Genomic DNA, 23,779 nt, shown 5'->3' with positions numbered 1-23,779 from the left:
GTGTCGCAAAACGCATAATACATAAAGGAAGCAAAAAATTCACCACCTTAGAAATCATATATAGTGATCAAACAAAATTGCTAAGGGGTGAACACTATCATAATTTCTAATTCTGTGTTCGAACATGCTTTAACTGTAGAAATAGCTCCTCTTTTAGAGGCATTATTTCGATACATCGACCAACTTTCTTTTCTTGAAAGAAACATCTTATGTGACCGAACGACCACCCGTGTCAAATGTTTTTCTTTTTGAAAGCATACGTTTCTATTGATTCCTTGCGACAGTTGGTGCACATTCTCCGTCAGTTTGGCTATTTTCGTCGTATTTGCGGACTTCAGGAGGTTCCTCATCTGTCCACGTTTTCATGAGCCAGTAAATGGTTCCAAGGGATGTTCTTCCTTTCATCACGGCTCTTAAACGACTTTTGGGTATTCGACTCCTAAAGAGGTTATCATCGATAGTACCGTCCTACGAAACAGTCTCTACGATTCGCAAGCAAAGTGGGATATGTCGGCACGATATCACTGGTTCAAAGGATATAAACTGCACCTGTGTACCACTTACTGAAGGGATCATTTTATCTCATGTCTTGACTACCGCCAACCGAAATGACACAGCAGTGGAACCGGAATGACTTTCGTCTTGCGGGGATGGAACATCGAGTTTGCACTTAGTGATACCGCGTACGACAGTGAAAAGATTCCTAAAGCGGTAAAACAAGTCGGAATATTTTTGTTCCTCCCATTAATCGTTGAAAGAATAAGGAACGAAAAGATGCTTGTGGTCGAGTCATTCCTATCCTTTTGAAAACCAGATTTGGAAAGTGGCTATTCGGTCTTCGAAGCTCCATCGAACGAGTATTTAATTAATTGAAGAGCGATGGGTGTGAGTAACCACGATGGTATGGATTGAATCGGTATTTATTGCATGTGCAACTTTGCATGCTTATGCATAACTTTGAGTTTGTATTTTAGTTTTGCAACATCATCTGTGTTTTTAAAGGTTTATTTATCTTAAAAAGTATAGTATTTACTTATCTTAAAAAGTATAGTAGGATAATCCTCGGGTTTATTTTATATAAAACTAGTTGATCAATGCTTAACAAAAATGAATATTTGGCAAACTATCCGAAAGGGTAGGGCGCAAAACTAAAGGGGCTACATCTATTCATTCTTGAATAGACATGCCAGCCAGTTGCTCTTTGTTAGGAAGCAAACTTTCCTTCAAAGGATATGTAAAACACCTTCCTGGAACGTTTTTGATGGAAGGTGTTTTTGGCTGCCTCTTTAGCTTTTGAAGAGGTAGTTTTTTTATTTACATTCAAAAGTGATCCTTTGAACAATAGATCTGAAACGTGAAGTCGTTCGTTTGACATTGGAGGAAGGCTGGTCATACAGGTAGCTTCGTGAGCATTTTGGAATGAAGAGCGATGTGCGGATTGCTCAATGAGGCAAGAAAGTTCAAAATGGCGAATCTTTTGAAGATCAACTAGTAGTGCGGAATCGCAGGCATTTTCCAAATTTTAGAATAGGAAAGATGCTGATTTGACAGCGCAGGAGGGATACCTAAAAAGTGCGACCCAAATCTACACGGGAAGAAGAAGGGGCCTACAATTTGAAAGGCTTCATATGATGGATGAGCTACAAAGAAAACATTCACTGACATGGCTGCTAAACATTGAAGAAGGATAGGTTTTAAAGTCTGGATACTACAAGTAGAGGAAGAATCGATCGAAAATATTAAGGCGTCTGGAAGAAGAACTTTTGTTGAAAGAACATCTTATTGATGGAGGGAACAAGCTATGAGGATTACAGTAGGGAAAAAGCTTTTTGTTGGATTTTCTGTTGTATTATCCATTTTAGCCATAATAGTAGTCATTGGTAGCTACCAAATTACAAATGTCGATAACACTTACTCCAGTTTAATCGATGATCGTGTCAAAAAAGTTATGATTATTAAAGACTTAATCATAAGACTTAAACAAGAGCAAGTGAATGCTCGTGGCTATTTGCTTACAGGTGACGATGCAGCAGAGCAAAACTTTATAACGACGCATGAAGAGTACCAGCAGCTAAGCAGAGACTTAGAGAAGCAAATTACTCAGCCAAAACCCAAGGAGATTCTGAAAGAACTCAATCAATTGGAAGATAAATATTATCAGTTGGGTAGCTATGCGTTTCAATTGAAAAAAGAAAACAAAATGGAAGTATATACAAATCAAGTAGCCGAACAAGTTAACCAGACCGTCAAACAGTTTGAAGAAAAAGCAAAAGAGCTGAGCGATTATCAGCAAAAGCACTTAGAGGAAGGAAGTAAAGCTACTTCAGCAAAAGTGGCTTCGATTAAAAATTTAACCTTATTTCTAGGAATTGCAGCTATTATAGTGGGAATTAGCTTTGCATGGTATATAAGCCGCATTATTTCCCAACCGGTCATCAAGCTTGCGGGAGCTGCTGAAAAAATTGCCGCAGGAGATCTTACCGCGGATGATATTAACATTACAAACAAAGACGAAATCGGCGATTTAGCTCATTCGTTTAATCAAATGGCCAAAAGCTTGCGCGAACTGATTGAGCAAGTAAGCATCAATGCCGAACAAGTAGCTGCTTCTTCTGAGGAATTAACGGCGAGCGCGGAACAGACAACGAAAGCGAGCGAGCAAATCGCCTCTACAATGCAGGAAGTCGCAAGCGGAGTGGAGAAGCAAGTGCGAAGCGTGGAGGAGACTTCGCAAACTGTCAATGAAATGTCAATCGGCGTTCAGCAGGTTGCCAATAATGCGCAATCTGTTTCCGCGATTGCTATAGAGGCTTCAGAAAAGGCGTCCGAAGGAGGACAGGCGATTAATACGGCAGTTGAGCAGATGAATTCAATTAATGAAACGGTTAACGGCTTGGCGGGTGCGATTAAAGGGTTAGGAGAACGCTCAAAAGAAATTGGACAAATTATTGAAGTCATTACAGGAATTGCTGAGCAAACAAATCTGTTGGCATTGAACGCGGCGATTGAAGCAGCGAGAGCGGGAGAACAGGGACGCGGCTTTGCGGTCGTCGCGGATGAAGTGCGGAAGCTGGCAGAGCAATCAGCTCAATCAGCGCAACAAATTTCTCAACTAATATCGGCCATTCAAGAAGAAACGAACAAAGCCGTGCAATCGATGGAAACAGCCACAAAAGAAGTCGCGGCCGGCATTGGAGTAGTAAATAGAGCGGGAGAATCATTCGGACAAATTCAACTTGCCATCAATGAAGTTACTTCGCAAATCCAAGAAGTTTCGTCTGCCGTTCAACAAATGGCAGCCGGAACGGAGCAGATGGTGCAATCGATGCAATTCATTACGCAAGTCGCAGAAACGACCTCATCAGGCACGCAAGAGGTATCAGCTGCGACGGAAGAGCAATTGGCATCGATGGAAGAGATCGCTTCATCTGCTACTTCGCTATCGAAAATGGCAGCGGAACTGCAATCGCTTATCAGCAAATTTAAAGTTTGACAAAAGAATATGGAGCAACAGGTTAACTAATAAAAGGCCGACCTTAAAACAAAGTCAGATCTCACCATAATATAGTACAAAACGTTAGATGAGAACAATATATATTATGGATTTCGTGTGAGGTCAGACACGTTTTGGGTCAGCCTTTTTTCGTATTTTACGATAGATGCTGTTTTTCAAGGGATCCACTTTAGCAAAAGATTTCTGAATATCTTATAACGAAGCATTCCTAATCATTTGATGACATTTCATATCTTAAAAAATAGTAATATGCATTTTTCTACCGCGTTCGTCCATTCCAATTAAAGTAGAACGTGTTACAAAACACATAATCCATACATAAATGTACGCAAAAAATTCACCGTATTGGAAATAAAATATAGTGACCAAAAAACCAATCTCCAAGGGGTGGACATTATCGATTTCCAATTTTGTTATCGAATATGCACTGTCTAGCGAAATGAATCCGCTTTTAAAAGTTTTATTTCAATACATTGGTCAACCTTTGGTTATCAGAAGCACCTTATGTGGCAGGGTGACTATCAATTTTGAAAAATCATTATTTATTAATCTTTACGTCGGGTAGTGGACACACTGAATCGTCTCGGCTACTTCCAGCGAATTTATGGACTCAAAGATATCCTACATCTTTCTACGTTTTCACGTGTGGATAAGTTATTTCGAAAACAAGGATTTTCGGCTTTTAATGCCTAACTTCTCAAAGAATTCGGTATCCGAAAGTTGTCATCATCGATAACTCCAAAGCCGTCTCTATGATTCTGAAGCTAGATGGGGAATTTCTACTCCATACAACTGGTTCAAAAGTTATAAGTTGCATCTTTGTGCAACGACTGAAGGAATCATCTTATCTTATGTCTTCACAACGTCGAATCGAATCGATGCGGCCGTTGCACTCGAATTATTTCCATCTTTAAAGGAATGAGACATTTGAGTTTGCCCTTGGAGATGCCGCCTATGACAGCGAAAAAGTCCGTCAAATAGCGGAACAAGCAGAAATCTTTTTCGTTTTACCTATTACCGCCGAAATAGTGTGGAACGAAAAGATGCTTATGGTCGCGTGGTGTCTCCGCTTTTTAAAACAGAATTTGGAAAAAGGTTGCTTCATTTCCGTAACACGATTGAATAGACATTCAATCAGTTAAAGAATGATGGATTAGAACAGCCACGCTGGTATGGGGTTCATCGTTATTTACTGCATGTACAATTGTGTATGATTATGCATAATTTTAAGTTTTCACTCTAGTTTTGCAACACCATCTATTAAATAAAGTAAGTTTTGATTTTTTATCTTCGCTGCAGAGGAAATCAAAAGAGATAAGCAGCGACCTTCCGCCTAGATGAATCGTGTACCACTCCTCAACAAACATACAGAACCAATCTCCGCGTTATTTTTCCAATTCATCAATAAGGTCTAAAGTCATAAGTCGTCTACATTCCTCTCCAAAATCGTGCTGATCTCATAGTTCATTTTACTTAAATATGGATACAATTACATTTTTTATTGAACCTTCCGTCGTCATATGATACGTATAGAGAGAATGGAGATAATTGGGAAAGGAGAGCATCCTTTGTTTAAGAGATGGAGGAACTTGTTGCTATTGACGTTGATATTGATTGGGGGGTGTGAGATGGATTCGAAAGCTCAACCGGAGAAATTGCCGAACACGGTGGCGTTTCAAGACAAGTTTACTCGTGAATCTATGGTTTCGCCAAAAGAAGTAAAGGAAGGATATTATTTGTTCCGGTCGAGAACCGGAGGTTTTACAATGTGGTTTCCGAAAGACGCAAAAATAAACAGAGGGTTGTATGAGAAACATGACAAGTATTATGAATCTTCTGTTATTGCAGGAGTGAGAGAGGAGGAGAACATTATATACTATATTGATATGGTATATGAAAACCGAAATATAACGAATGTTATTGATGTCAATCTTTCTTTGTTATCTGATTATGCCAACTATAACGGGAAATACACGAAGATAGAGGCTAATCGCAATACCATTTATTTTGCGAAAAATGAAAACGATATATCGGTTGATAACAAAAAAATACTGATTATAAATTTTTTTCCTATGTTAAATCCAATCACAGTCCTCAAGCAGTACGGTTCATATACGGGGTCAGTTGCGAGGACGCGGCCCAGGGGTGTCATATCGATGTGGCCAAAGAGGAAGAACTGGCGAAAATGTTGATGAAATCCATCGAATTTCACGATTAAGGGATAAGGAGGTGGAAGGGCCATGTCTCAGGAACTGGTTTTGGATACAGATCTCTTGCGGGCAAGAGTGATGAATTTGGAATACAAACATTTGACCGTAGAAGAAATCAAGCGCATCTACATTGAAGAAACAGGAAGTAATCCCCCTACCCAAATCCATGTTTATCATTCGGAAGACTTTAAAAGTGTAAACGTCAACGATTCCGGCTTTGACGGTACGATTATTCATTTTTATGATGAAGAAAAAGGAATCAATCAAATGTATACCATTGCACGTGGAAGCGAAATACAAGAAAAAGATACATGGAAACCGCTTGATTGGGCTTACAATGCTTTGGGAATTTTCGTCGGACAAAGTAAAAATCAATATGATGATGCATTCCGGTTTGAAGAGATTGTGGCGCAAAAAATTACCGAAGAATTAAAACAAAAGGGAGCTACAATCGAACTGAAAAAAATCGGATTGGGTCATTCGCAAGGTGGGAACCACTCTGAAATGATCCAACTCACAAAACATCGATTTGACCAAGTGTATGTCAGGTCCCCCTTTCAAAAAACCCCTCAAAGGAGTCCCCATTTGCTTTTCTCATTTCTCTGATTCATTAATAAGTCTAAAGTTATAAGTCGCTTACAATCTCGCCCGAAATTGTAGTGACCTTATAGTTCTTTTTATCCAAATTTGGATATAATTACATTTTTTGTTGCTTAAACAGTGATCATATGATACGTATAGAGAGAATGGAGATAATTGGGAAAGGAGACCGTCATTTGCGAAAGCGCTGGAGGAACTTATTACTATTGACTTTGATATTGATCGGAGGATGTGAGATGGATTCGAAGGCTCATCCGGAGAAATTGCCGGACACGATACCTTTTCAAGACGAGTTCACCCGAAAGTTTATGGTGTCTCCGAAAGAAGTGAAGAAAGGCTACTACTTATTTCGGTCAAGAACTGGCGGTTTTACGATGTTGTTTCCGAAAGACGCGAAAGTAAACAATGGGTTTTATGAAAAGCATGGCAAGTATTTTGAGTCCTCTCTTATTGCAGGGGTGAGAGAACAAGAAAATATAACATACTCTGTGGACTTGACTTACGAAAAAAGAAACATAACAAATGAAATTGATGCAAATCTTAATTTGTTATCTGGTTATGCCAACTATAACGGGAAATACACGAAGATAGAGGCTGACCGTAGTACCATTTATTTTGCGAAAAATGAAAACGATATTTCGGTTGATAACAAAAAAAATATTGATTACAAATTTTTTGCCTATATAAAATCTAATCACAGTCCCCAAGCAGTACAATTTATATACAAGGTTAAATGTGAGGATGCAGCCAGGGGATGCCATATCGATGTGAACAAAGAGGAAGAACTTGCGAAAATGTTGATGAAATCGATTGAATTTCACGATTGAGGGATATGGAGGTGGAAGGGCCATGTCTCAGAAGTTGGTTTTGGATACAGATCTCTTGCGGGCAAGAGTGATGAGCTTGGAATACAAACATTTGACCGTAGAAGAAATCAGGCGCATCTACATTGAAGAAACAGGAAGTAATCCCCCTGCCCAAATCCATGTTTATCATTCGGAAGACTTTAAAAATGTAAACGTCAACGATTCCGGCTTTGACGGGACGATTATTCATTTTTATGATGAAGAAAAAGGAATCAATCAAATGTATACCATCGCACGGGGAAGTGAAAAGCGGGAGACCAATACGTGGAAACCGCTTGATTGGGTGTACAATGCTTTTGGAATTTTCGTCGGACAAAGTAAAATTCAATATAATGATGCATTACGATTTGACGATATTATGACGAAAAAAATTACCGAAGAGTTAAAGCGGAACGGTCAAACAATCGAACTGAAAAAAATCGGACTGGGCCATTCGCAGGGCGGGAACCATGCCGAAATGATTCAGCTCACAAAACATCGATTCGACCAAGTATATGTCATTAACGATGCTCCACCCAATGTGTATCAACTGGCTTATATAGATCTTGATTTTCGTAGTAAATTAGAGGGAGAATTTGGTATTAATATTTCAACTGATTACAACATAATATACTCCATCCCCCCATCCGAACTTAAATCCTTTGCGGAAGAATACTATAAAAAGCAAATCGACGAGCATTCGATTCATCATCTTACATCTCAAGAGGATATGTTGTATGCGGTGAGTGACGTGCGGGGGTTCATCGATATCGGAAGCCGCCGGGTCATTGATACGAACAAAGATTTTACTAGTATCAAAGATTTGATTGCGAAAATATCCGATAAAGATGTAAAAGCAATTCAAATGTATTTATCGCAATATTCAGATGTTTACAATGAAAAAGGATTTGATGGGGTCGTTCAGGCGATGACGGGGGTTGATATCGCCTTTATTGAGTCGCTTCAGGGCTATGATACTATGGACTATTTGTGGAATGCAGGAGATATTGTCTCGAAAGCGAATCATATGCTCGGCGATATGAAAGTAAAAATTCCGGAGCTCATGGAGAACGTGACGATTTTGTATAAAAATTTGGATCCGATATTCAGCGTATTCGTGGAGTTGGGCTATGTTACTCCAGAAGAAAAGAAAACGGTTTTGACCGAAGTCAAAGGAATTGAAAAGGATGTCGCCTCGATTCAACAACTGCTCAGTAAAATATTGAACTGGAGAATGATCATTCCATTCCTTACCCCAAATGTAGCTGATGACATTCTTCAATGGAAAGCTAGTATTGAGATGTTATTCCAGATTCGGGATAAGGTATTGAACATCTTAAAACGCCTTCAAATCATTCAAGAAAATACGGTGAATTTTCAAAATGCCATCACCACGAGCGTAAACGCTCACACCTTGAACGAAGTCATCATGGCCCTCGCCCGTTCCAAAGGCAGAACGTATGATGAGTATGGGAATTTGATTTTAATCAAAAAAATGGGGGCACACGAAATCCGGATGAATCTTTCCTCCGCCGTAAGAGTATATCAGAAGGGACTGCAAATCTTGGAAGAAAAAGAAGCGACATTACATGAGATGAAACAGCAATATTCCTATGAATATGTAGAAGATTTTGAAATACAAAAACGAAAACTGATGAACAAAATCGAGGACATGGAACAAAATCCGTGGGCCTATCAGCGTTTATTGGGCCATTTTACCTATGATGCCGAACGAGTATATGTGTTACGCCGCATTGAGGTTCATGAGTCGATTCCGCCGATGGATCCGATGATTCCGCATATCTTTGAAACAATGTTTTCGTATTATGAACAGGAAATTTCTAAAGGAAAAGAACTCATTGCAACTATCAAAAAATCATTTGAAGAGTTTTTTGAGCAGGACCAAAATGTGGCCAAGATATTTGATTTACGATATTGATAAAGAGGGATATTCTGTATGGGACAATTGAATATGTTCTATTATTTTGATGTAGAACAGGATTTCATGTATAAAGCGAATGCTTTTATTCAGCAGTTGAATCGAATGAGTGAATTGGATGCGGAATTGGTTCATTTGATTCATCATGAAATGAAATATGGCAGGGGGCAAATCATCGACAAAACCAATGAAGCGATTGAGCAGTATCAAAAAACCAATCAATCATACAATGATATGTATAAAAACTCCATGAATACCGCCGCTCAGCGATACACAAACATGATTAATGACATGAGAGGACAAAATATCACTCTGTATTATGATATCATCATTCGGGAAAAGAAAAGGTGAGCTAGAGGGCTAATGAAAATCAGCACCGACTATTCTCCTATCCTCCATTTTCTTTTGATCCCATAAATAGTAAGAAAGTATTTCTTATAATGAGGATAATGGCACAAAAGCGTAAAGTAAACAAGTAAAAAAACGGTACTATTTCCTTATTTTAAAAGAAATGGTTATATATTGTTGACTGCTGCTTGGCATCTCTATTAAAATAAAAAGGGAAATTATGGATAAAGGGGGAGGAAATATGTCAGGAGTTATTCGTTTAACGCCAGAAGAATTACGCGCAGTGGCAAGGCAATATAATAACGAGAGTTCTAATGTGACAGAATTAATATCCCGTTTGGATAACATGAGCAGCCATTTGCAGGAAATATGGGAAGGTGCTTCTAGCCAAGCGTTTGTTCAACAGTATCATGAATTGCGTCCGTCATTTGAAAAAATGGCTGTTTTATTGAATGAAATTTCCCAACAATTGCACAATTCAGCTACTATTCTCGAAAGTACCGACCAACAAATTGCAAGCCAAATTCGTGGATAAAGAGTTACATGTTCGGAAAGAAGCGCTACAAATCTATGAAAGATTATGGCGCTTTTTTCTGTATTGGAGGGCGTAATCATGTATATCCAGATTACTGTTGATTTACAGCAGTATACAGGAGATGTGTTTGATCTCCGCTTATCGGATTTTTACTCCGTCAAAAAGGTCGTAGATATTGTTTGGCAGTTGAAAAATATATCGGTACAACCGAGAGAAGGTTATTGGGTAAGGGTGGAAAACAAAGCAGTTGTATGCCCAGGTTACCTGACATTAAAAGATAGCGGAATTACGAACGGAGACCGCATCGTTATATTGTAGCCATGGAGAAAGAGAAAAGGAGTTCTATTTTATATGGAAGAAAAAAAGACGTATTTGGAAACAAAAATCGATGCCGTCCTTACACAAGACAAGCATGATACGATTGTCTTTCAGAGAGCGAAATTGAAGGTGCAGCATCCGTTAGAATTAGAGCTATTGAAAGAAATAGATTCATTTTTGTTAAGAGAAATTGCTGTATCTGAAGATGAAGTGAAAATTACGGTAACCCCGCCTTCATCGTTCATCAGATTTCGAGATGTACGGAAGAAATCCATGTTTTCGCGGTTATCAGCGGCGCACCAACTCGTCAAAAAGGTGAAAAATCATCGTCTTAGCCGCTTTATTCTTATTATATGTCCCGAAAATATCCTTTTTGACCATGATTTGGAACCGTTTTTTCTCCACGTTGGGATAAAAGAAAGCCTGCCGCCGTATGAGGCGGATGCGGAACAGCTACTTCAAGAGGTGAAAGCGACCGTACTTGTGCTGATTGACGGACAATATCGTTTTGAAGAATACATGAAGTTTCACGAAACATTAAAGTTTTCTGCTGTAGCTGAGAAAATTTTGCAGGCAGAACATCTCGAAGCAGTGCTGTCTGTTCTGGAAAGATGTATTGATGAGGAAGAAGTAAAAGAGCGAACAATGATACATATTCCGAAACGGAAATGGAATGTTCAACGTTATATATTCTTTTCGTCGCTTCTTCTGTTGATTCCTGCTATGATTTATACTTTTTATTCGTTCTTTTTTTTACAGCCAAAACAGGAAGCGTATGTAAAAAGCGCGGAATTGTTTTTAAATGACAAGTATAGTGAAGTGATTACGACATTAGAAAATTATCCGCCGGAAAAAATGCCGTATGTGGTGCAGTACGAATTAGCTTCTTCATATGTTATGACGGAGTCGTTAACAGAGGAACAACGTCAGAACGTGCAAAATAACATTACGTTGAAAACCGATCCACAATATTTGCTGTATTGGATTTATATCGGAAGGGGAAGAAACGAAGAAGCCATTGACCTTGCGAGAGCGATGGAAGATAGAGAGCTGATCATGTACGGATTGTTAAAATATCGTGAAGAGATAAAGGCAGATGATAGTTTGACAGGAGAAGAAAGACAGAAAAAATTAGAATCGATTGAAAGAGAAATAGAAGAATATCAGAAAGAGCAAGAAGAGCAAAAGCAAGCCGAACAAACCGAACAACAAACCCAGCCTGTTCAGCAACAGACGCCGCAAGTGACTGAACCGCCTTCTGCGGGGGAAAAGCAGCAGCCAAATGCACCGAGCGACGTTCCAAACGCTTCGGACAATAAAAAGTAAACCGAGAAAGAAGTAGAGTAGTGAGCATCGTAGGAGAGGATTGTATGAGCCAATTATGGATTTTTTATGAAGATACTTGTCAACAGTTCCCTTTACAAGAACAGACGGCTTCCATTTTTATTGGAAATAAGCTAGAGCATCATGTAACCATTCCGTCCTTTTCTTTTCATAAAGGATATGTGGAATTAAGAAAGCAAAAGGAAGCGTCCGCTTTGACGGTAGTGCGAGGAAATGAAATGATGGGGGAACTGAAACCGCATATCCCCTTTACCATAGAAGAAGACGGACAAACCGTGGTAATCGTATGGCTCGATAAGCCGATCAGTGAACATATATATTATGTTGGAAATCAAACCGAACTTGTCATTGCGCCGCAACACGGAGCGGCTATTCAAGCGGGAAGCGCAAACGTATCGTTCATCAGAAAGAAAGGAGACTGGTTTCTCGTTCCTGACAAACAAGGAGCCGTTTTTCTTAACGGAAAGAAGGTAAATGAGGTTACCCGTTTACAAAATGGCGATATGATATTGTGTCCGTATATTACGCTTAGTTTTTTGGAGGACGATTTGTTATCGGTGGCAAGCGATCAAGAAGTGGTATCTTCATTGACCAAAACACTGCCACCCGCTTCGGAAATGAAAAAGAAATATCCTTTATATCATCGGACACCGAGAATGATTTACGAATTACCGAATGAAAAGATAACGATTTCGTTTCCAAGCCAAGACGGAGAAGGAGACCAACGCGGTTTTTGGCTTATGATTTTGCCGCCGCTGATGATGCTTCTTGTCATGGGAGTCGTCGCACTAATTCAGCCGCGAGGGATTTTTATTCTTATTTCCATCGTGATGTTCGCTACGACATTAGTGACATCGACCGTGCAATATTTTAAGGAAAAAAAGAATCGGAAAACGCGGCAAGAAAAGCGTCGTCACATTTACATGAATTATCTTGAACAAAAGCGGAAAGAACTTCAAGAGTTGTCGGAGAAGCAAAAAAGCGTACTTTATTATCATTTTCCGTCATTTGAAAAAATGAAATCGTTAACTTTGCAAATCAGTGACCGCATTTGGGAACGGACGATGGAAAGCGAAGATTTTCTCCATCTTCGCATCGGAAAAGCAAATGTTCCGTCCACATATGAAGTGTCTGTAAACATGAACGATTTGGCAAACCGAGAAATTGACGATTTGTTGGAACAGTCACAACAGATGGTGCAAGCGTATAAAACCGTAAAAAACGTTCCGCTGACGATTGAATTGTCGCGCGGAGCAATCGGAATGGTCGGGAAAGATTCCATCGTCAATCACGAAATTCAGCAGTTTGTTGGCCAAATGGCTTTTTTCCATAGCTATCATGATGTGCGGTTTGTCGCTATTTTTCATGAAAAAGACTACAAACATTGGGAGTGGATGAAATGGCTCCCGCATTTTCAACTGCCAAATTCTTTCGCGAAAGGATTTATTTATAACGAACAGACACGTGACCAATTGTTGTCATCCATTTACGAAATGTTGAGGGAGCGCGACTTGGACGAAGAAAAAGAGAAGAAACGGTTTTCTCCGCATTTCGTGTTTATCGTCGCCAACCGCTCTTTAATTGCGGAACATGTCATTTTGGAATATTTAGAGGAAAAAAACGAAGAAGTCGGTATTTCCGTGATTTTTGCTTCGGATACGAAAGAAAGTTTAACAGAAAACATTCATACGCTCGTGCAATATATCAACGAGCGGGATGGAGAAATTTTAATCCAGCACCGGAAAGCAGCGCATATTCCGTTTACGCTCGATGAACATACTCGGGAAGGGAACGAGCGGTTCGCACGTTTATTGCGCTCTTTAGATCATCAAAGGGGAATGCATAATTCTATTCCAGAAAAAGTCACGTTTCTCAAGTTACTTCAAGTGAAGAAAGCGGAAGAGATAAATATGAAGGAAAATTGGATGATTCATCAACCTTCGCGCTCGTTGGCCGTTCCAATTGGACTAAAAGGCAAAAAAGACATCGTAGAACTGAACTTGCATGAAAAAGCGCATGGCCCGCACGGGCTTGTCGCGGGGACGACAGGGTCGGGGAAAAGTGAACTTCTGCAAACGTACATTTTGTCATTGGCGGTGCATTTTCACCCTCATGAAGTCGCGTTTTTGCTCATTGACTATAAGGGAGGCGGAATGGCGCAACCGTTTAAAAACATTCCGCATTTATTAGGCACCATTACGAATATTCATGGCAGCAAAAACTTCAGCGCACGCGCGTTGGCATCCATTAACAGTGAACTGAAAAAACGGCAGCGCCTGTTTGATCGATATGAAGTAAACCATATCAATGATTATATGGAGTTATATAAAAAAGGGAAGGCAAAAGAGCCTCTTCCGCATCTTTTTTTAATCGCGGATGAGTTTGCAGAATTGAAAAGCGAGGAACCGGATTTTATTCGCGAATTAGTGAGTGCGGCGCGAATTGGCCGCAGCTTAGGAGTTCATCTTATTTTAGCGACGCAAAAGCCGCGAGGGGTAATTGATGAGCAAATTTGGAGCAATGCCCGCTTCCGCATTAGTTTAAAAATGCAAGATGCAAACGACAGTAAGGAAATTTTGAAAAACGGAGATGCGGCAACAATTACTGTCACGGGACGGGCGTATCTTCAAGTCGGAAATAATGAAGTATACGAATTGTTTCAATCCGCATGGAGCGGTGCGCCATATATGGAAGAGGGCTTTGAATCAGAAGATGAGATTTATATTGTCACAGACTTAGGACTTGTCCCGGTTTCAAATATTGACGCGAAAATGAAGAAAAACAAGAAAAAACAAAAAACAGAAATCGAAATGGTTGTTCAAGAAATTATCAAAACGCAGCAGCAACTCGGGATCGAAAAGCTGCCGAGTCCATGGTTGCCGCCGCTATCTTCTCGCTTGCATCGCCCTGCTTTGCTAGAACGAGACACCGTTTATTTTCCGATTGGTCTAAAAGATGAACCGGAGCTGCAGCGGCAATCGGACTACTTATATCAATGGATGGAAGACGGAAATATCGGCATTTTTGGTTCTGCGGGATATGGGAAATCGACAACGGCGATGACATTATTAATGAGCTTTGCGTCCGTCTATAGTCCAGAACAGCTTCATTATTACATTTTCGATTTCGGAAACAGCGCGTTGCTGCCGCTGCGGCAATTGCCGCATACGGCTGATTACTTTCGACTTGATGATGAAAAGAAAATTGAGAAAATTATAAAGTTAATGAAAGAAGAAATCGAACAGCGAAAACAGCGTTTTATGGAAAAAGAAGTAAGCACGATTAAATTGTATAACACGCTTTCTGAAGAACAACTTCCGATTATCTTTATCACGATTGACAACTTTGATCTTGTCAAAGAAGAAATGCCCGATTTTGAAACACAGCTCATTCAATATGCTCGAGACGGGCAATCGCTTGGAATATTTTTGATGATAACGGCAACAAGAGTTAGCGGAGTTCGCCCGCCGCTCATGAACAATTTAAAAACAAAAATCGTTCATTATTTCCTTGACAGTTCGGAACGATTTTCTATCATTGGACGAACTCCGTACGAGGTCGAGCCGATTCCGGGAAGAGCGCTGGTGAAAAAAGATCAAGCGGTTTTAACGCAAATTTATCTTCCGGCTGATGGGGAAGATGATATAGCAGTGCTTGAAAACGTGAAGGAAGAGATAGCAAGGTTGAAAGAAAAATATAAAGGCATGCGCAAGCCGCAACCGATTCCAATGCTTCCAACACAATTACCATTTGCGCTCTTTGCGAAAACGTATATAGTTCAGCCACATCCTGGCTTGATTCCGATTGGTCTTGATGAAGAGACGGTTCGTCCGGTTTCCCTTCATATACAAACCAATCCGCATTGTCTTGTAGTAGGGCAGTCGCGCAAAGGGAAGACGAATGCGATCAAAGTGATATTGGAATCATTGCTCGTCCAGCCGACGGCAGGTATCGGGTTGTTTGATGGAGTTGATCGCGGCCTTGCTTTATACGCTAATAAAGAAAACGTCACCTATATAGAAACAAAAGAGCAAATGCACCATTGGCTTGATGAGGCAAATGAAATATTGCAAACGAGAGAGGAAGAGTATTTAGCAGCAATTGGGAAAGCGGATGTTCATGTACAAGCTTTTTCACCTGTTGTTTTCATTGCAGATAGTCTTTCTAGGCTTCAGCAGTCAGCCGATGGTAAAATTCACGAGCAAATCGCGATGATGATGAAGCGGTACAGCCATCTGGGGTTTAGTGTCATTGTCGCAGGAAATGCAAATGAATTTATGAAGGGCTTTGATGCGCTGACAACTGAACTGAAACAAATTCGGCAAGCGATCCTCGTCATGAAAAAATCAGAGCAAAGCTTGTTTGCACTGCCATTTACGCGACACGAATCAGAAGTGGACCCAGGGTTTGGCTATTTTGTCGTCAATGGCAAAGAACAGAAAATACAAATCCCAAAAGTAGAATAAAGGAAATCAGGTGAATCATATGACGGAAAAATGGAAAATCGTCAAGTTGATTGCGAAGATTGTGTTTATTGTTGCTCTTCCTGTGCTGTTCTTTACGTTCATTGGCCATAACCCGATGAAGGTAACAGAGAGGACAACAAACCGAATCGCGGTAGTCAACGAAGATGTGGGAGCCGATTATGATAAGAAAACATACGACTTCGGCAAAGAAATTGTACCAGCTCTTGATGATCACTCTAGTTATCAATGGTCTGTCGTCAATCGCAGCCAAGCGGAAAAAGGGCTGGCGGACGGCCAATATGACGCTGTCGTTTATTTGCCATCCGATTTTTCCAGAAACATTTTGACCTTTAATGAAAAAAAGCCGCTTAAGGCAACTGTCCAATATAAAATCCAGCCGAATCTTGAGGCGAAAAACCGGGAGCGGGTACAGAGAGAGTTAGAAGCAGCTAAAAATACGATCAATCAAAAGATGTCTACGCTGTATTGGAGCTATGTCGGCCAAGCGGTAGAAGATATTCGCAAAAAATTTAGTGCTATTTTGGAAAAAGAAATCGCTTTTCAAAAGACGATGTACGATTTTTACACCCCTAGCTCTGCCAAATTAACAAAAGAGATCGAGAGTCAAAAAAAGATGCTTGAACAGCTGCTTTCGTCTTCGAAAAACGCCGAAAGCTCCTCCAACGATACGTTAAAAGGTTTGGAGCAGGCAGAAGCGGAAATTGCTTCGTTTATCGAGGATATTCAGGCGTATAAAGAATATCAGCAACAACAGCATGACCTTATCCAAGAAGGAATTCATCAGTATGAAACGATGGTGAGCGGAGGAATACGTTCCATCGTAGAACGGCCATGGAATGTCAAACCGGAGTTAGAATTAAATGGCCAAACATTGCTGCAATCTGTGTCTACACTGCGCAATACAGTGGCGAACAACCATACGGCATTGACGAATCTCCATGACCAGCTGGAAAATTCAAACGTTGATGAACGACTGTTGGAGTCACAAAAAGATCTCATCCGTCAATATCAACAACAAATAGGTACAAAGATATTGGACGAAGTGCAGCAAAAACTCATTCCGCTACGGCAGCAGTTGCAATCTGCCACCACTCTGTCAGCACCGAATGAACAGCCGGTGCCGGGAGAGCTGCCACAGACAACAGAAAATGGGCAATGGCTGGATGGGGTTGAGCAGCAGCTGGCGTCTTTAAAGACCGAGCTGCAAACAGTAAAGCCGAAACAGCCACAAGAGACGCAGGAAGGGCAAGGTACATCGGGAAGCTGGGGGGATATTGATAATGACATGAAGCAGCTGGAAATGGAAATACAAAAGGCAAAAGAAGCATGGCAAAAGCAGTTATCCCTCCAGCAGCAATGGCAGGAAAAATATACGCAATTGGCAAAACAATTAGCCGTGCAGGCGAGTGACAGCAATGGGCAATCGGAAGAAACAGTGGTTCAGCAAATTATCGCAAAAGAACAAGCTATTCTTCAGTCTCCGTCGTTATCTGAAGAGCGAAAGCAACAATTGTCAGCGTACTTTCAGCCGGCTATTCAAAGCAGAAACATGAATGGTCTTCTCGCCTATTTTGCTTGGTTAGCAATTTTTGAGGATACGTTAAAGCGAACGGGGAATTTTGACGAAGCACTTGTGGAGCAGCTGATTGTAAATTGGAAGGAAAAAGCGGAGATTTTTCAAACTTTATCGAAGATTCATAGCGGAATTCAGCAGTTGCAGGGCGACTCAGCCGCTTCTTTGCAAGGTGCAGAAACGGCCGAAAATAACGTTCATTCTTTTGTTGAAGCAACGCTTGAATATATACGGCAATATGATGAAAATGTGGAAAAAGTGCAAGCAGAGCTGATGGGACAATTGCAATCACTAAATGACGCCGCGAATGAAGTAACAGCACAGCTCCAGCAAACCATGGATGAAGAAGGAACCATACAATCGACGGTAGGAGCCAACGATGGTGAATTTGTTATTACCATCCAGCAAAATACGCTGCAAGACATCGCACAAATTTCTGATTTAGTCACCTCCATTGCCGAAGGGCAAGACCGGATTATCGATTACACAAATGAGATGCATGAAAAAGTGGCATCGGTCCAAGATCGGGCAGATGAGTTAAACAGCAAATGGGCAACCAATGTCAATACAACCAAACAAATTAAAAATGATGTATATCATCTGTTAAACAATACGATGGTAGACAAACAAACAAACGGATATGTGTATGATTACTTAACCAATCCGGTGCAAGTAAGCGGAGATATTCCGAAGGAGAAAACAACGTACACGCCGCCTGTCGTGATGCTTATCATTATTTTGCTGTGCGGCATGCTCATTGGGTTCTTCCTGCATTATTATTCTTCCGTTCCGTTTATGATGCAGCTGGCGTTGCTGATCATGATGAACCTGCTTGTTGGTTTCATCATCAGCACATATGGATTGCGAATTTATCCGATGCAAGACATACAGGCGCTCAAGTGGAGCATTTTTACCATTGTCTTATTATTTTTCTGTTCCGCCATTGTTCGCTTGGCCTTTTTCGTCGGACCGTTTACCGGCTGGGTGCTCGGAGTCGGCTTAATCCTGTTTTTCATTACTCCATTACTTGACTTAGTATTGCCAAACTTTAGCTTTGACCATCCGATATCAGAAACATATATGTCGATTCAATATGGAGACCAGCAAGCATTTTATCCAGCTGTCATTACGTTAGGAGTTGTCACATTGCTCATGTCCGCAGTTCCGTTTTTGAAGCAGCGTCTAGAAGCTCTGCAGAAGGAGGCGGAAACATATGAAGGGTAGAGGACGTCTTGTGATGTTCTTTTTCCTCTTCCTCTGCTCTGTATTGGCTACGATGGGAGTGACGGTTTACGCGGAGTCGGACGAGTGGCCGGAAATTGAACCAAATCAATATCAACGGCAGGACATCGAATTACGCACCGATTACCTTCATGAAGAGTCGCTGCTCGATGAAAAGGGAGATTTACCGGAAACGCAAACATCGCTGACATTTCAAGGACCGGCCTCTTCTTTCTTCGAACAAACAAAAGCACAGTTGTTTTTATCGGAAGAAAAAGAAACGAATACGATTGCTGCTAAAGCGGAGAAACTAGGATTGTTTTCTTTCGTTGAAGAGCAATCGATTCCGTCTCGTCAACCAATGGATGAGGCGGAACGGACATCATCATCGTTTCTGCCATGGCTGTTTGGCTTTTTCATTTTAGGATTTCTTATCGTCATCTTCACGGTAATCGTTCCGCGTATGAAAAAATTTGTTTCGTAAACGGATTATTTGCGGCATGTTTCACATCGCAGAATCATAGATAAGAAAAAAGTCTCTATTTGTCATCTGGAAAAATAGGAATATATCATGATTTATCCTTGTGTTGCCATTTAAATAGCGTGTATATGGGGGAGGGATCAAGGTGGAGTCTTTATTGGAATCGGCTGAAAAAGAATTGAGACGTTGGGCCTATGAGATGATGATCGATTGTTTGCAATCTTATCAGGGGCAGGTCAAAGAAGCGATGGAGGAATTTCAACATGGCGCTCGTTCATTTTATCGCGCAAATGACGAGTATGTTCCGCATTGGCAGGGAGAGGCGAGGGAAGCGTATGAATGGGTATACGGGGACTTGCGGCAAATCGAGACACGTATTTATACGACCGCAGACGAGCTTCTTCATGAAATCAGCAGGGAAATCGCCCAAATTCGTCGAAAGATAGAGGAGCTGCAATGACGACGATTCGAGTCAAGCCGGAAGAATTGGAAACGGTAGCGAAGCATGTCCCCGATGCAGAAGACGCCTGCCAGCGTGCACGAACCTCTCTTTCCTGGGAACTTCCCTCTCTAGCCATGAAGATTCCCGGCATCGGCTCTGCTGTCATCCATGAGCTTACAGACGAACTCCTTCATTGGCTCCAGCGATATGAAGAAAAGCTGAATAAAGCGGAGGAACTGCTGTGTCGGACGGCAGCGGCAATCAGACAGGCAGACCAAACGCTTGCCGATAACATGAAAGAATTTGGTCTGGAACTTAGTGGCTGGTATGACTTGCAGCGGGTGTTTGGGGAATATGACCCGGTGACAGGGGAACGTCTTTCATTTGGAGATCGCCTGTTTGCGGGAGGAATGTTATTGTTGACCGTCATTCCTCCAGCCAAAGGGGCAGGCATTGCCGGAAAAGCGGCGGTGAAAGGAGCGAAAGCGGCAGAAACAGCAGCAGATGTTTCGAAATTGATCTCGCAAACGAAAAACGTCCTCCATTATGATAAAGTCAAATCGTTCTTCCAAACGATCTATCACCAAGTCATCAAAGGACCAATCACCGAAACAATCCGGTCGTTCAAAAAGCAATGGAAGAACTTTCTTGAAAATGTTGGCTCTGTCCTGCGGGGGCCGCAGCCAGCCTTGGCAGGAGTCGGCCCCGCGCCCCGCATGTGGATGAGCGGGGCTGAGAGGGAAGCAAAAGGAACGACGATGAATATTGTCGGCAGAACAGGAGATGAGGTAGGTAAGGGTACAGGTAAAACAGTTGAAGATTTAATTAAAGATGCTAAGCCTGGAAGGGAAACAAAAGGAAGAACTACTCAGTATGAGTTATCAGGTGGATTTAATCAGGCAGTAAATGACTTTCACTCACTCAACCCTAAAATTATGAAGAATACTCCTGACCTCAAAGTCGGTGTTTTACAGGATGGGAGAAAGGTTATTGTTAGAACCAAAAGCAGTGATGGCCGTCCTACACTTGAAATTCAAGACGGCAAGAAGAAAATAAAGTTTCGTTACTAGAAAACAACCATGGAGGAAAGTTTTATGGAACAATGGGAAAGATGGGTACCGCTAGAAGATATACCTTCAACCATTTATAATGATATGTTTTTAGATGGCAAAGATGGTGTGATTTTAGAATTTAGCGATGAAAATGGCGAAAGAAAAGTGGTAGTGAAATTTGAAGAGGGAGTATTATCGTATAGAAATACTGATGAAGGTTCATTATTAGAAATGCTAAATTATTTAGATCAGCATTATGGTACAGCTTTTTATAGCGATTGGTCTTTATTTAAAGTAAAAAACTCAGAATACTTGAATTGGTTTCATAAAGAAAGTTGTGGTATATACGAGTCAGAAGAGGTAGAACACTATGTATTTTTAACACCGAATGATGTGATTGAAATCCTATCAATATCCCCTCCTAGTGTTACGGTAGAGTAATTTTGTTATAGTGAGTAAAGCAGACCTTTGATGCATTGACCAATAAACAATCCCCTTGAACAACTTGGTTCAAGGGGATTGCTGGTATTAGTCAAGGATAAAAGAAGCTGGCGATATGAGGAATATGAAGCCTCAAAGGAGATATGAACTCTCTTTTGAGGCATTTTATGATAGAATTTCCGGATTATATACCGTTGACTTGAAGATTCAGCCTCATTGATGAATGTGAAGTTCGTCATATACTTTTCTAACAATGAATTAGATAGTTCTGCTTTGAGAAAAGCGATTAGATCAGGAGAAGTTAAAAATGTGGCCATTTTATCTCCAAAGCAGATTCGGAAATTAATTGAGAGAGATAGTTCTGTTTCTGATTTTTGGAAAAATAGAGTGTTAACTTGGACCACAAGAGACAATGAATATTTGATAAGAGGAGAAATACCTAGCAAATTCATAAAAATTTCTCCTAAGGAGTGAGTATATTATGTTTTTATATTTCCAAGATGAATGTCTAGGTGAAATACAAGATATCAACACTGAAGGCATGTGGATGTATGGTAAACTTATACCTAATCAAAATATAGTAAAATTTAAAGAGTTTTTTAAGGCTCTTACGAGTGAAGAAAACGATTTTAAAGAAAGTGAATATAATGAAGAATGGTTGAAAGATGATAATTGGTTTATTGTGGATGATCATCAAAATAAAAGAGGAATTTATTTGCCGGCTGTGTATGAAGACGGGGAAATAAATTGGAGATGGAGGTAACTTGATTTAAAACAAAGACCTTGATAGGCTATATGCCTTCAAGGTTTTCTTTATTTAAAACGAATTGTTGTTTAAATAAAGGTTTTATAAAGTAAAGTGAAATTGAGACAAGCTACTCATTGAAAAATACCCATTATTATGCAAGAAAACGAACACGTTAAACAGAGAGAAAAGCCCTTGTTTATGCAGCTATTTTTTCTTGTTAGCATATATTCAGCAAACACAATCGGTTCCGTCTCGTCAACAATGGGATAAGACGGAACGAACATCATCATCGCTTTTGCCATGGCTGTTTGGCTTTTTCATTTTAGGATTTCTTATCGTCATCTTTACGGTAATCGTTCCATGCATGAAAAAGTTTGTTTAATAAACCCGCTATCTGCAAAGGAATGTTCTATATGTTTAGTATGGAAGAATGGATGAATAAGAAAAAAATCCTGTTTGTCATCTGGAAAAACAGGAACATATCGTGATTTATCCTTATTTTACTTATGTTACCATTTGAATAGTGTGTAAATGGGGGGGAGGAAATCAAGGTGTCGTCTTTATTGGAGTCGATCGAAAAAGAATTGAAACGCAGGGCCTACGAGGCGATGATTCATTGCCTGCAGTCCTATCAGGGGCAGGTCGAAGAGGCGATCGAGGAATTTCAACATGGTACTCGCGCATTTTATCGCGCAAATGACGAGTATGTTCTGCATTGGCAGGGAGAGGCGAGGGAAGCGTATGAATGGGTATACGGGGACTTGCGGCAAATTGAAGCATGTATTGATGCGACCGCAGACGAGCTTCTTCATGAAATCAGCAGGGAAATCGCCCGAATACAGCGAAAGGATAGAGGAGCTATAATGACTACGATTCGAGTCAAGCCGGAAGAATTGGAAACGGTAGCGAAGCATGTCCCCGATGCAGAAGACGCCTGCCAGCGTGCACGAACCTCTCTTTCCTGGGAACTTCCCTCTCTAGCCATGAAGATTCCCGGCATCGGCTCTGCTGTCATCCATGAGCTTACAGACGAACTCCTTCATTGGCTCCAGTGATATGAAGAAAAGCTGAATGAAGCGGAGGAACTGTTGTATCGGACGGCAGCGGCAATCAGACAGGCAGACCAAACGCTTGCCGACAACATGAAAGAATTCGGTTTAGAGCTTCTTGGCTGGTATGACTTGCAGCGATTGCTTGGAGAATATGACCCGATCACCGGAGAACGGATTTCGGCAGGAGACCGCCTGCTTGCGGGAGGAATGTTATTGTTGACCGTCATTCCTCCAGCCAAAGGGGCAGGCATTGCCGGAAAAGTGGCGGTGAAAGGAGCAAAAGCGGCAGAAACCGCAGCAGATGTTTCGAAGTTGGTCTCGCAAACGAAACATGTTCTCTGCTATGATAAAATGATGTCTGTCTTTCAAGCGGTGTACCGCCAAGTGGTAAAAGCACCGATTATTACCCAAACGCTGCAATATTTTAAGAAGCAATGGAACGATCTTCTCGCCAGTGTTCCATCTGTCCAATGGCAACCGGCATTGGACGGGATAGGGCCAAGGGATACAGAAGACAATGGAAGAAGCCGACAGCTCTGTCCGCTTTTAGTCGGAGGTGAAGCGAGGGAAAGGAACGTGTGGCTGCTGTATATAAAATAACAATGGAGAAACAGGATAATTTTGTGGGA

Annotated in this window: 17 protein-coding genes, 5 pseudogenes and 1 riboswitch; all 22 genes and pseudogenes read left to right on the top strand. The window is 40.9% G+C overall.

The features are described 5' to 3' along the window. The first annotated feature begins 99 nt into the window (after positions 1 to 99). Positions 100 to 974 (top strand): annotated as a pseudogene (locus HNR31_RS19455) (transposase). 133 nt (positions 975 to 1,107) lie between these two features. Then, a riboswitch (cyclic di-GMP riboswitch) is annotated at positions 1,108 to 1,202 on the top strand. A gap of 139 nt (positions 1,203 to 1,341) precedes the next feature. After that, positions 1,342 to 1,784: pseudogene (locus HNR31_RS19320) on the top strand (IS3-like element ISBth8 family transposase); the annotation flags it as partial. Positions 1,785 to 1,801: 17 nt separating this feature from the next. Next, on the top strand, positions 1,802 to 3,493 hold the full coding sequence (locus tag HNR31_RS12110; RefSeq protein ID WP_181556490.1) for a methyl-accepting chemotaxis protein: 1,692 nt from the start codon (positions 1,802 to 1,804) through the stop codon (positions 3,491 to 3,493). Between the two features lie 460 nt (positions 3,494 to 3,953). Beyond that, a pseudogene (locus tag HNR31_RS19450) lies at positions 3,954 to 4,757 on the top strand (transposase). 385 nt (positions 4,758 to 5,142) lie between these two features. Beyond that, positions 5,143 to 5,706 carry a hypothetical protein gene (locus HNR31_RS12105; RefSeq protein WP_258561068.1) on the top strand — a complete coding sequence of 188 codons (564 nt, stop codon included), beginning with the start codon at positions 5,143 to 5,145 and terminating at the stop codon, positions 5,704 to 5,706. 48 nt (positions 5,707 to 5,754) lie between these two features. Next, positions 5,755 to 6,330 carry a DUF6792 domain-containing protein gene (locus HNR31_RS18790; protein WP_258561067.1) on the top strand — a complete coding sequence of 192 codons (576 nt, stop codon included), beginning with the start codon at positions 5,755 to 5,757 and terminating at the stop codon, positions 6,328 to 6,330. Between the two features lie 230 nt (positions 6,331 to 6,560). Beyond that, a complete protein-coding gene (locus HNR31_RS12095; protein WP_181556489.1) occupies positions 6,561 to 7,151 on the top strand; it encodes a hypothetical protein in 591 nt (196 codons plus the stop codon). Positions 7,152 to 7,173: 22 nt separating this feature from the next. Further along, positions 7,174 to 9,108, top strand: a complete 1,935-nt coding sequence (locus tag HNR31_RS12090; RefSeq protein ID WP_181556488.1) for a DUF6792 domain-containing protein — start codon at positions 7,174 to 7,176, stop codon at positions 9,106 to 9,108. Positions 9,109 to 9,126: 18 nt separating this feature from the next. After that, positions 9,127 to 9,459, top strand: coding sequence for a hypothetical protein (locus tag HNR31_RS12085; RefSeq protein WP_181556487.1), 333 nt, complete (start codon positions 9,127 to 9,129; stop codon positions 9,457 to 9,459). 238 nt (positions 9,460 to 9,697) lie between these two features. Next, positions 9,698 to 9,991 carry a WXG100 family type VII secretion target gene (locus HNR31_RS12080; protein ID WP_181556486.1) on the top strand — a complete coding sequence of 98 codons (294 nt, stop codon included), beginning with the start codon at positions 9,698 to 9,700 and terminating at the stop codon, positions 9,989 to 9,991. A 78-nt stretch (positions 9,992 to 10,069) separates the two neighbouring features. Beyond that, positions 10,070 to 10,309: an EsaB/YukD family protein gene (locus HNR31_RS12075; RefSeq protein ID WP_181556485.1), complete on the top strand. Its 240-nt coding sequence runs from the start codon at positions 10,070 to 10,072 to the stop codon at positions 10,307 to 10,309. A gap of 33 nt (positions 10,310 to 10,342) precedes the next feature. Beyond that, positions 10,343 to 11,635, top strand: coding sequence for a type VII secretion protein EssB (essB, locus tag HNR31_RS12070; RefSeq protein WP_181556484.1), 1,293 nt, complete (start codon positions 10,343 to 10,345; stop codon positions 11,633 to 11,635). 44 nt (positions 11,636 to 11,679) lie between these two features. Next, positions 11,680 to 16,119 (top strand): type VII secretion protein EssC, encoded by a 4,440-nt coding sequence (gene essC, locus HNR31_RS12065; RefSeq protein ID WP_181556483.1) that lies wholly within the window; start codon positions 11,680 to 11,682, stop codon positions 16,117 to 16,119. 19 nt (positions 16,120 to 16,138) lie between these two features. Beyond that, the gene (esaA, locus tag HNR31_RS12060; RefSeq protein WP_181556573.1) at positions 16,139 to 18,937 is read left to right on the top strand and encodes a type VII secretion protein EsaA; all 2,799 of its coding nucleotides are present in this window, start codon (positions 16,139 to 16,141) and stop codon (positions 18,935 to 18,937) included. Continuing rightward, entirely contained in the window at positions 18,927 to 19,418 is a 492-nt protein-coding gene (gene essA / locus HNR31_RS12055) for a type VII secretion protein EssA (RefSeq protein ID WP_181556482.1), read from the top strand. Before esaA ends, essA begins: the two co-directional genes overlap by 11 nt. 142 nt (positions 19,419 to 19,560) lie before the next feature. After that, the gene (locus HNR31_RS12050) at positions 19,561 to 19,875 is read left to right on the top strand and encodes a DUF5082 domain-containing protein (RefSeq protein WP_181556481.1); all 315 of its coding nucleotides are present in this window, start codon (positions 19,561 to 19,563) and stop codon (positions 19,873 to 19,875) included. Beyond that, entirely contained in the window at positions 19,872 to 20,927 is a 1,056-nt protein-coding gene (locus HNR31_RS12045; RefSeq protein ID WP_181556480.1) for a pre-toxin TG domain-containing protein, read from the top strand. The genes HNR31_RS12050 and HNR31_RS12045 overlap by 4 nt, the downstream gene beginning before the upstream one ends. A gap of 24 nt (positions 20,928 to 20,951) precedes the next feature. Continuing rightward, positions 20,952 to 21,350, top strand: coding sequence for a hypothetical protein (locus HNR31_RS12040; protein WP_181556479.1), 399 nt, complete (start codon positions 20,952 to 20,954; stop codon positions 21,348 to 21,350). A 481-nt stretch (positions 21,351 to 21,831) separates the two neighbouring features. Next, the gene (locus tag HNR31_RS12035; RefSeq protein ID WP_181556478.1) at positions 21,832 to 22,113 is read left to right on the top strand and encodes a hypothetical protein; all 282 of its coding nucleotides are present in this window, start codon (positions 21,832 to 21,834) and stop codon (positions 22,111 to 22,113) included. A gap of 199 nt (positions 22,114 to 22,312) precedes the next feature. Continuing rightward, on the top strand, positions 22,313 to 22,480 hold the full coding sequence (locus tag HNR31_RS12030; RefSeq protein WP_258561066.1) for a YueC family protein: 168 nt from the start codon (positions 22,313 to 22,315) through the stop codon (positions 22,478 to 22,480). A gap of 169 nt (positions 22,481 to 22,649) precedes the next feature. Then, a pseudogene (locus HNR31_RS12025) lies at positions 22,650 to 22,946 on the top strand (DUF5082 domain-containing protein); the annotation flags it as partial. Positions 22,947 to 22,961: 15 nt separating this feature from the next. Further along, positions 22,962 to 23,651: pseudogene (locus HNR31_RS12020) on the top strand (pre-toxin TG domain-containing protein); the annotation flags it as partial. Positions 23,652 to 23,779: the final 128 nt, after the last annotated feature.

This window comes from Thermaerobacillus caldiproteolyticus, from assembly GCF_013761245.1.
Taxonomy (GTDB): Bacteria; Bacillota; Bacilli; order Bacillales; family Anoxybacillaceae; genus Thermaerobacillus; species Thermaerobacillus caldiproteolyticus.
This window is presented reverse-complemented; position numbering and strand designations above follow the sequence as displayed.

Excerpts from the sequence above, each read along its gene's own strand:
- HNR31_RS12110 (WP_181556490.1), top strand. The coding sequence starts at position 1,802 with ATGAGGATTACAGTAGGGAAAAAGCTTTTTGTTGGATTTTCTGTTGTA.
- HNR31_RS12105 (WP_258561068.1), top strand. The coding sequence starts at position 5,143 with ATGGATTCGAAAGCTCAACCGGAGAAATTGCCGAACACGGTGGCGTTT.
- HNR31_RS18790 (WP_258561067.1), top strand. The coding sequence starts at position 5,755 with ATGTCTCAGGAACTGGTTTTGGATACAGATCTCTTGCGGGCAAGAGTG.
- HNR31_RS12095 (WP_181556489.1), top strand. The coding sequence starts at position 6,561 with ATGGATTCGAAGGCTCATCCGGAGAAATTGCCGGACACGATACCTTTT.
- HNR31_RS12090 (WP_181556488.1), top strand. The coding sequence starts at position 7,174 with ATGTCTCAGAAGTTGGTTTTGGATACAGATCTCTTGCGGGCAAGAGTG.
- HNR31_RS12085 (WP_181556487.1), top strand. The coding sequence starts at position 9,127 with ATGGGACAATTGAATATGTTCTATTATTTTGATGTAGAACAGGATTTC.
- HNR31_RS12080 (WP_181556486.1), top strand. The coding sequence starts at position 9,698 with ATGTCAGGAGTTATTCGTTTAACGCCAGAAGAATTACGCGCAGTGGCA.
- HNR31_RS12075 (WP_181556485.1), top strand. The coding sequence starts at position 10,070 with ATGTATATCCAGATTACTGTTGATTTACAGCAGTATACAGGAGATGTG.
- essB (WP_181556484.1), top strand. The coding sequence starts at position 10,343 with ATGGAAGAAAAAAAGACGTATTTGGAAACAAAAATCGATGCCGTCCTT.
- essC (WP_181556483.1), top strand. The coding sequence starts at position 11,680 with ATGAGCCAATTATGGATTTTTTATGAAGATACTTGTCAACAGTTCCCT.
- esaA (WP_181556573.1), top strand. The coding sequence starts at position 16,139 with ATGACGGAAAAATGGAAAATCGTCAAGTTGATTGCGAAGATTGTGTTT.
- essA (WP_181556482.1), top strand. The coding sequence starts at position 18,927 with ATGAAGGGTAGAGGACGTCTTGTGATGTTCTTTTTCCTCTTCCTCTGC.
- HNR31_RS12045 (WP_181556480.1), top strand. The coding sequence starts at position 19,872 with ATGACGACGATTCGAGTCAAGCCGGAAGAATTGGAAACGGTAGCGAAG.
- HNR31_RS12040 (WP_181556479.1), top strand. The coding sequence starts at position 20,952 with ATGGAACAATGGGAAAGATGGGTACCGCTAGAAGATATACCTTCAACC.
- HNR31_RS12035 (WP_181556478.1), top strand. The coding sequence starts at position 21,832 with ATGTTTTTATATTTCCAAGATGAATGTCTAGGTGAAATACAAGATATC.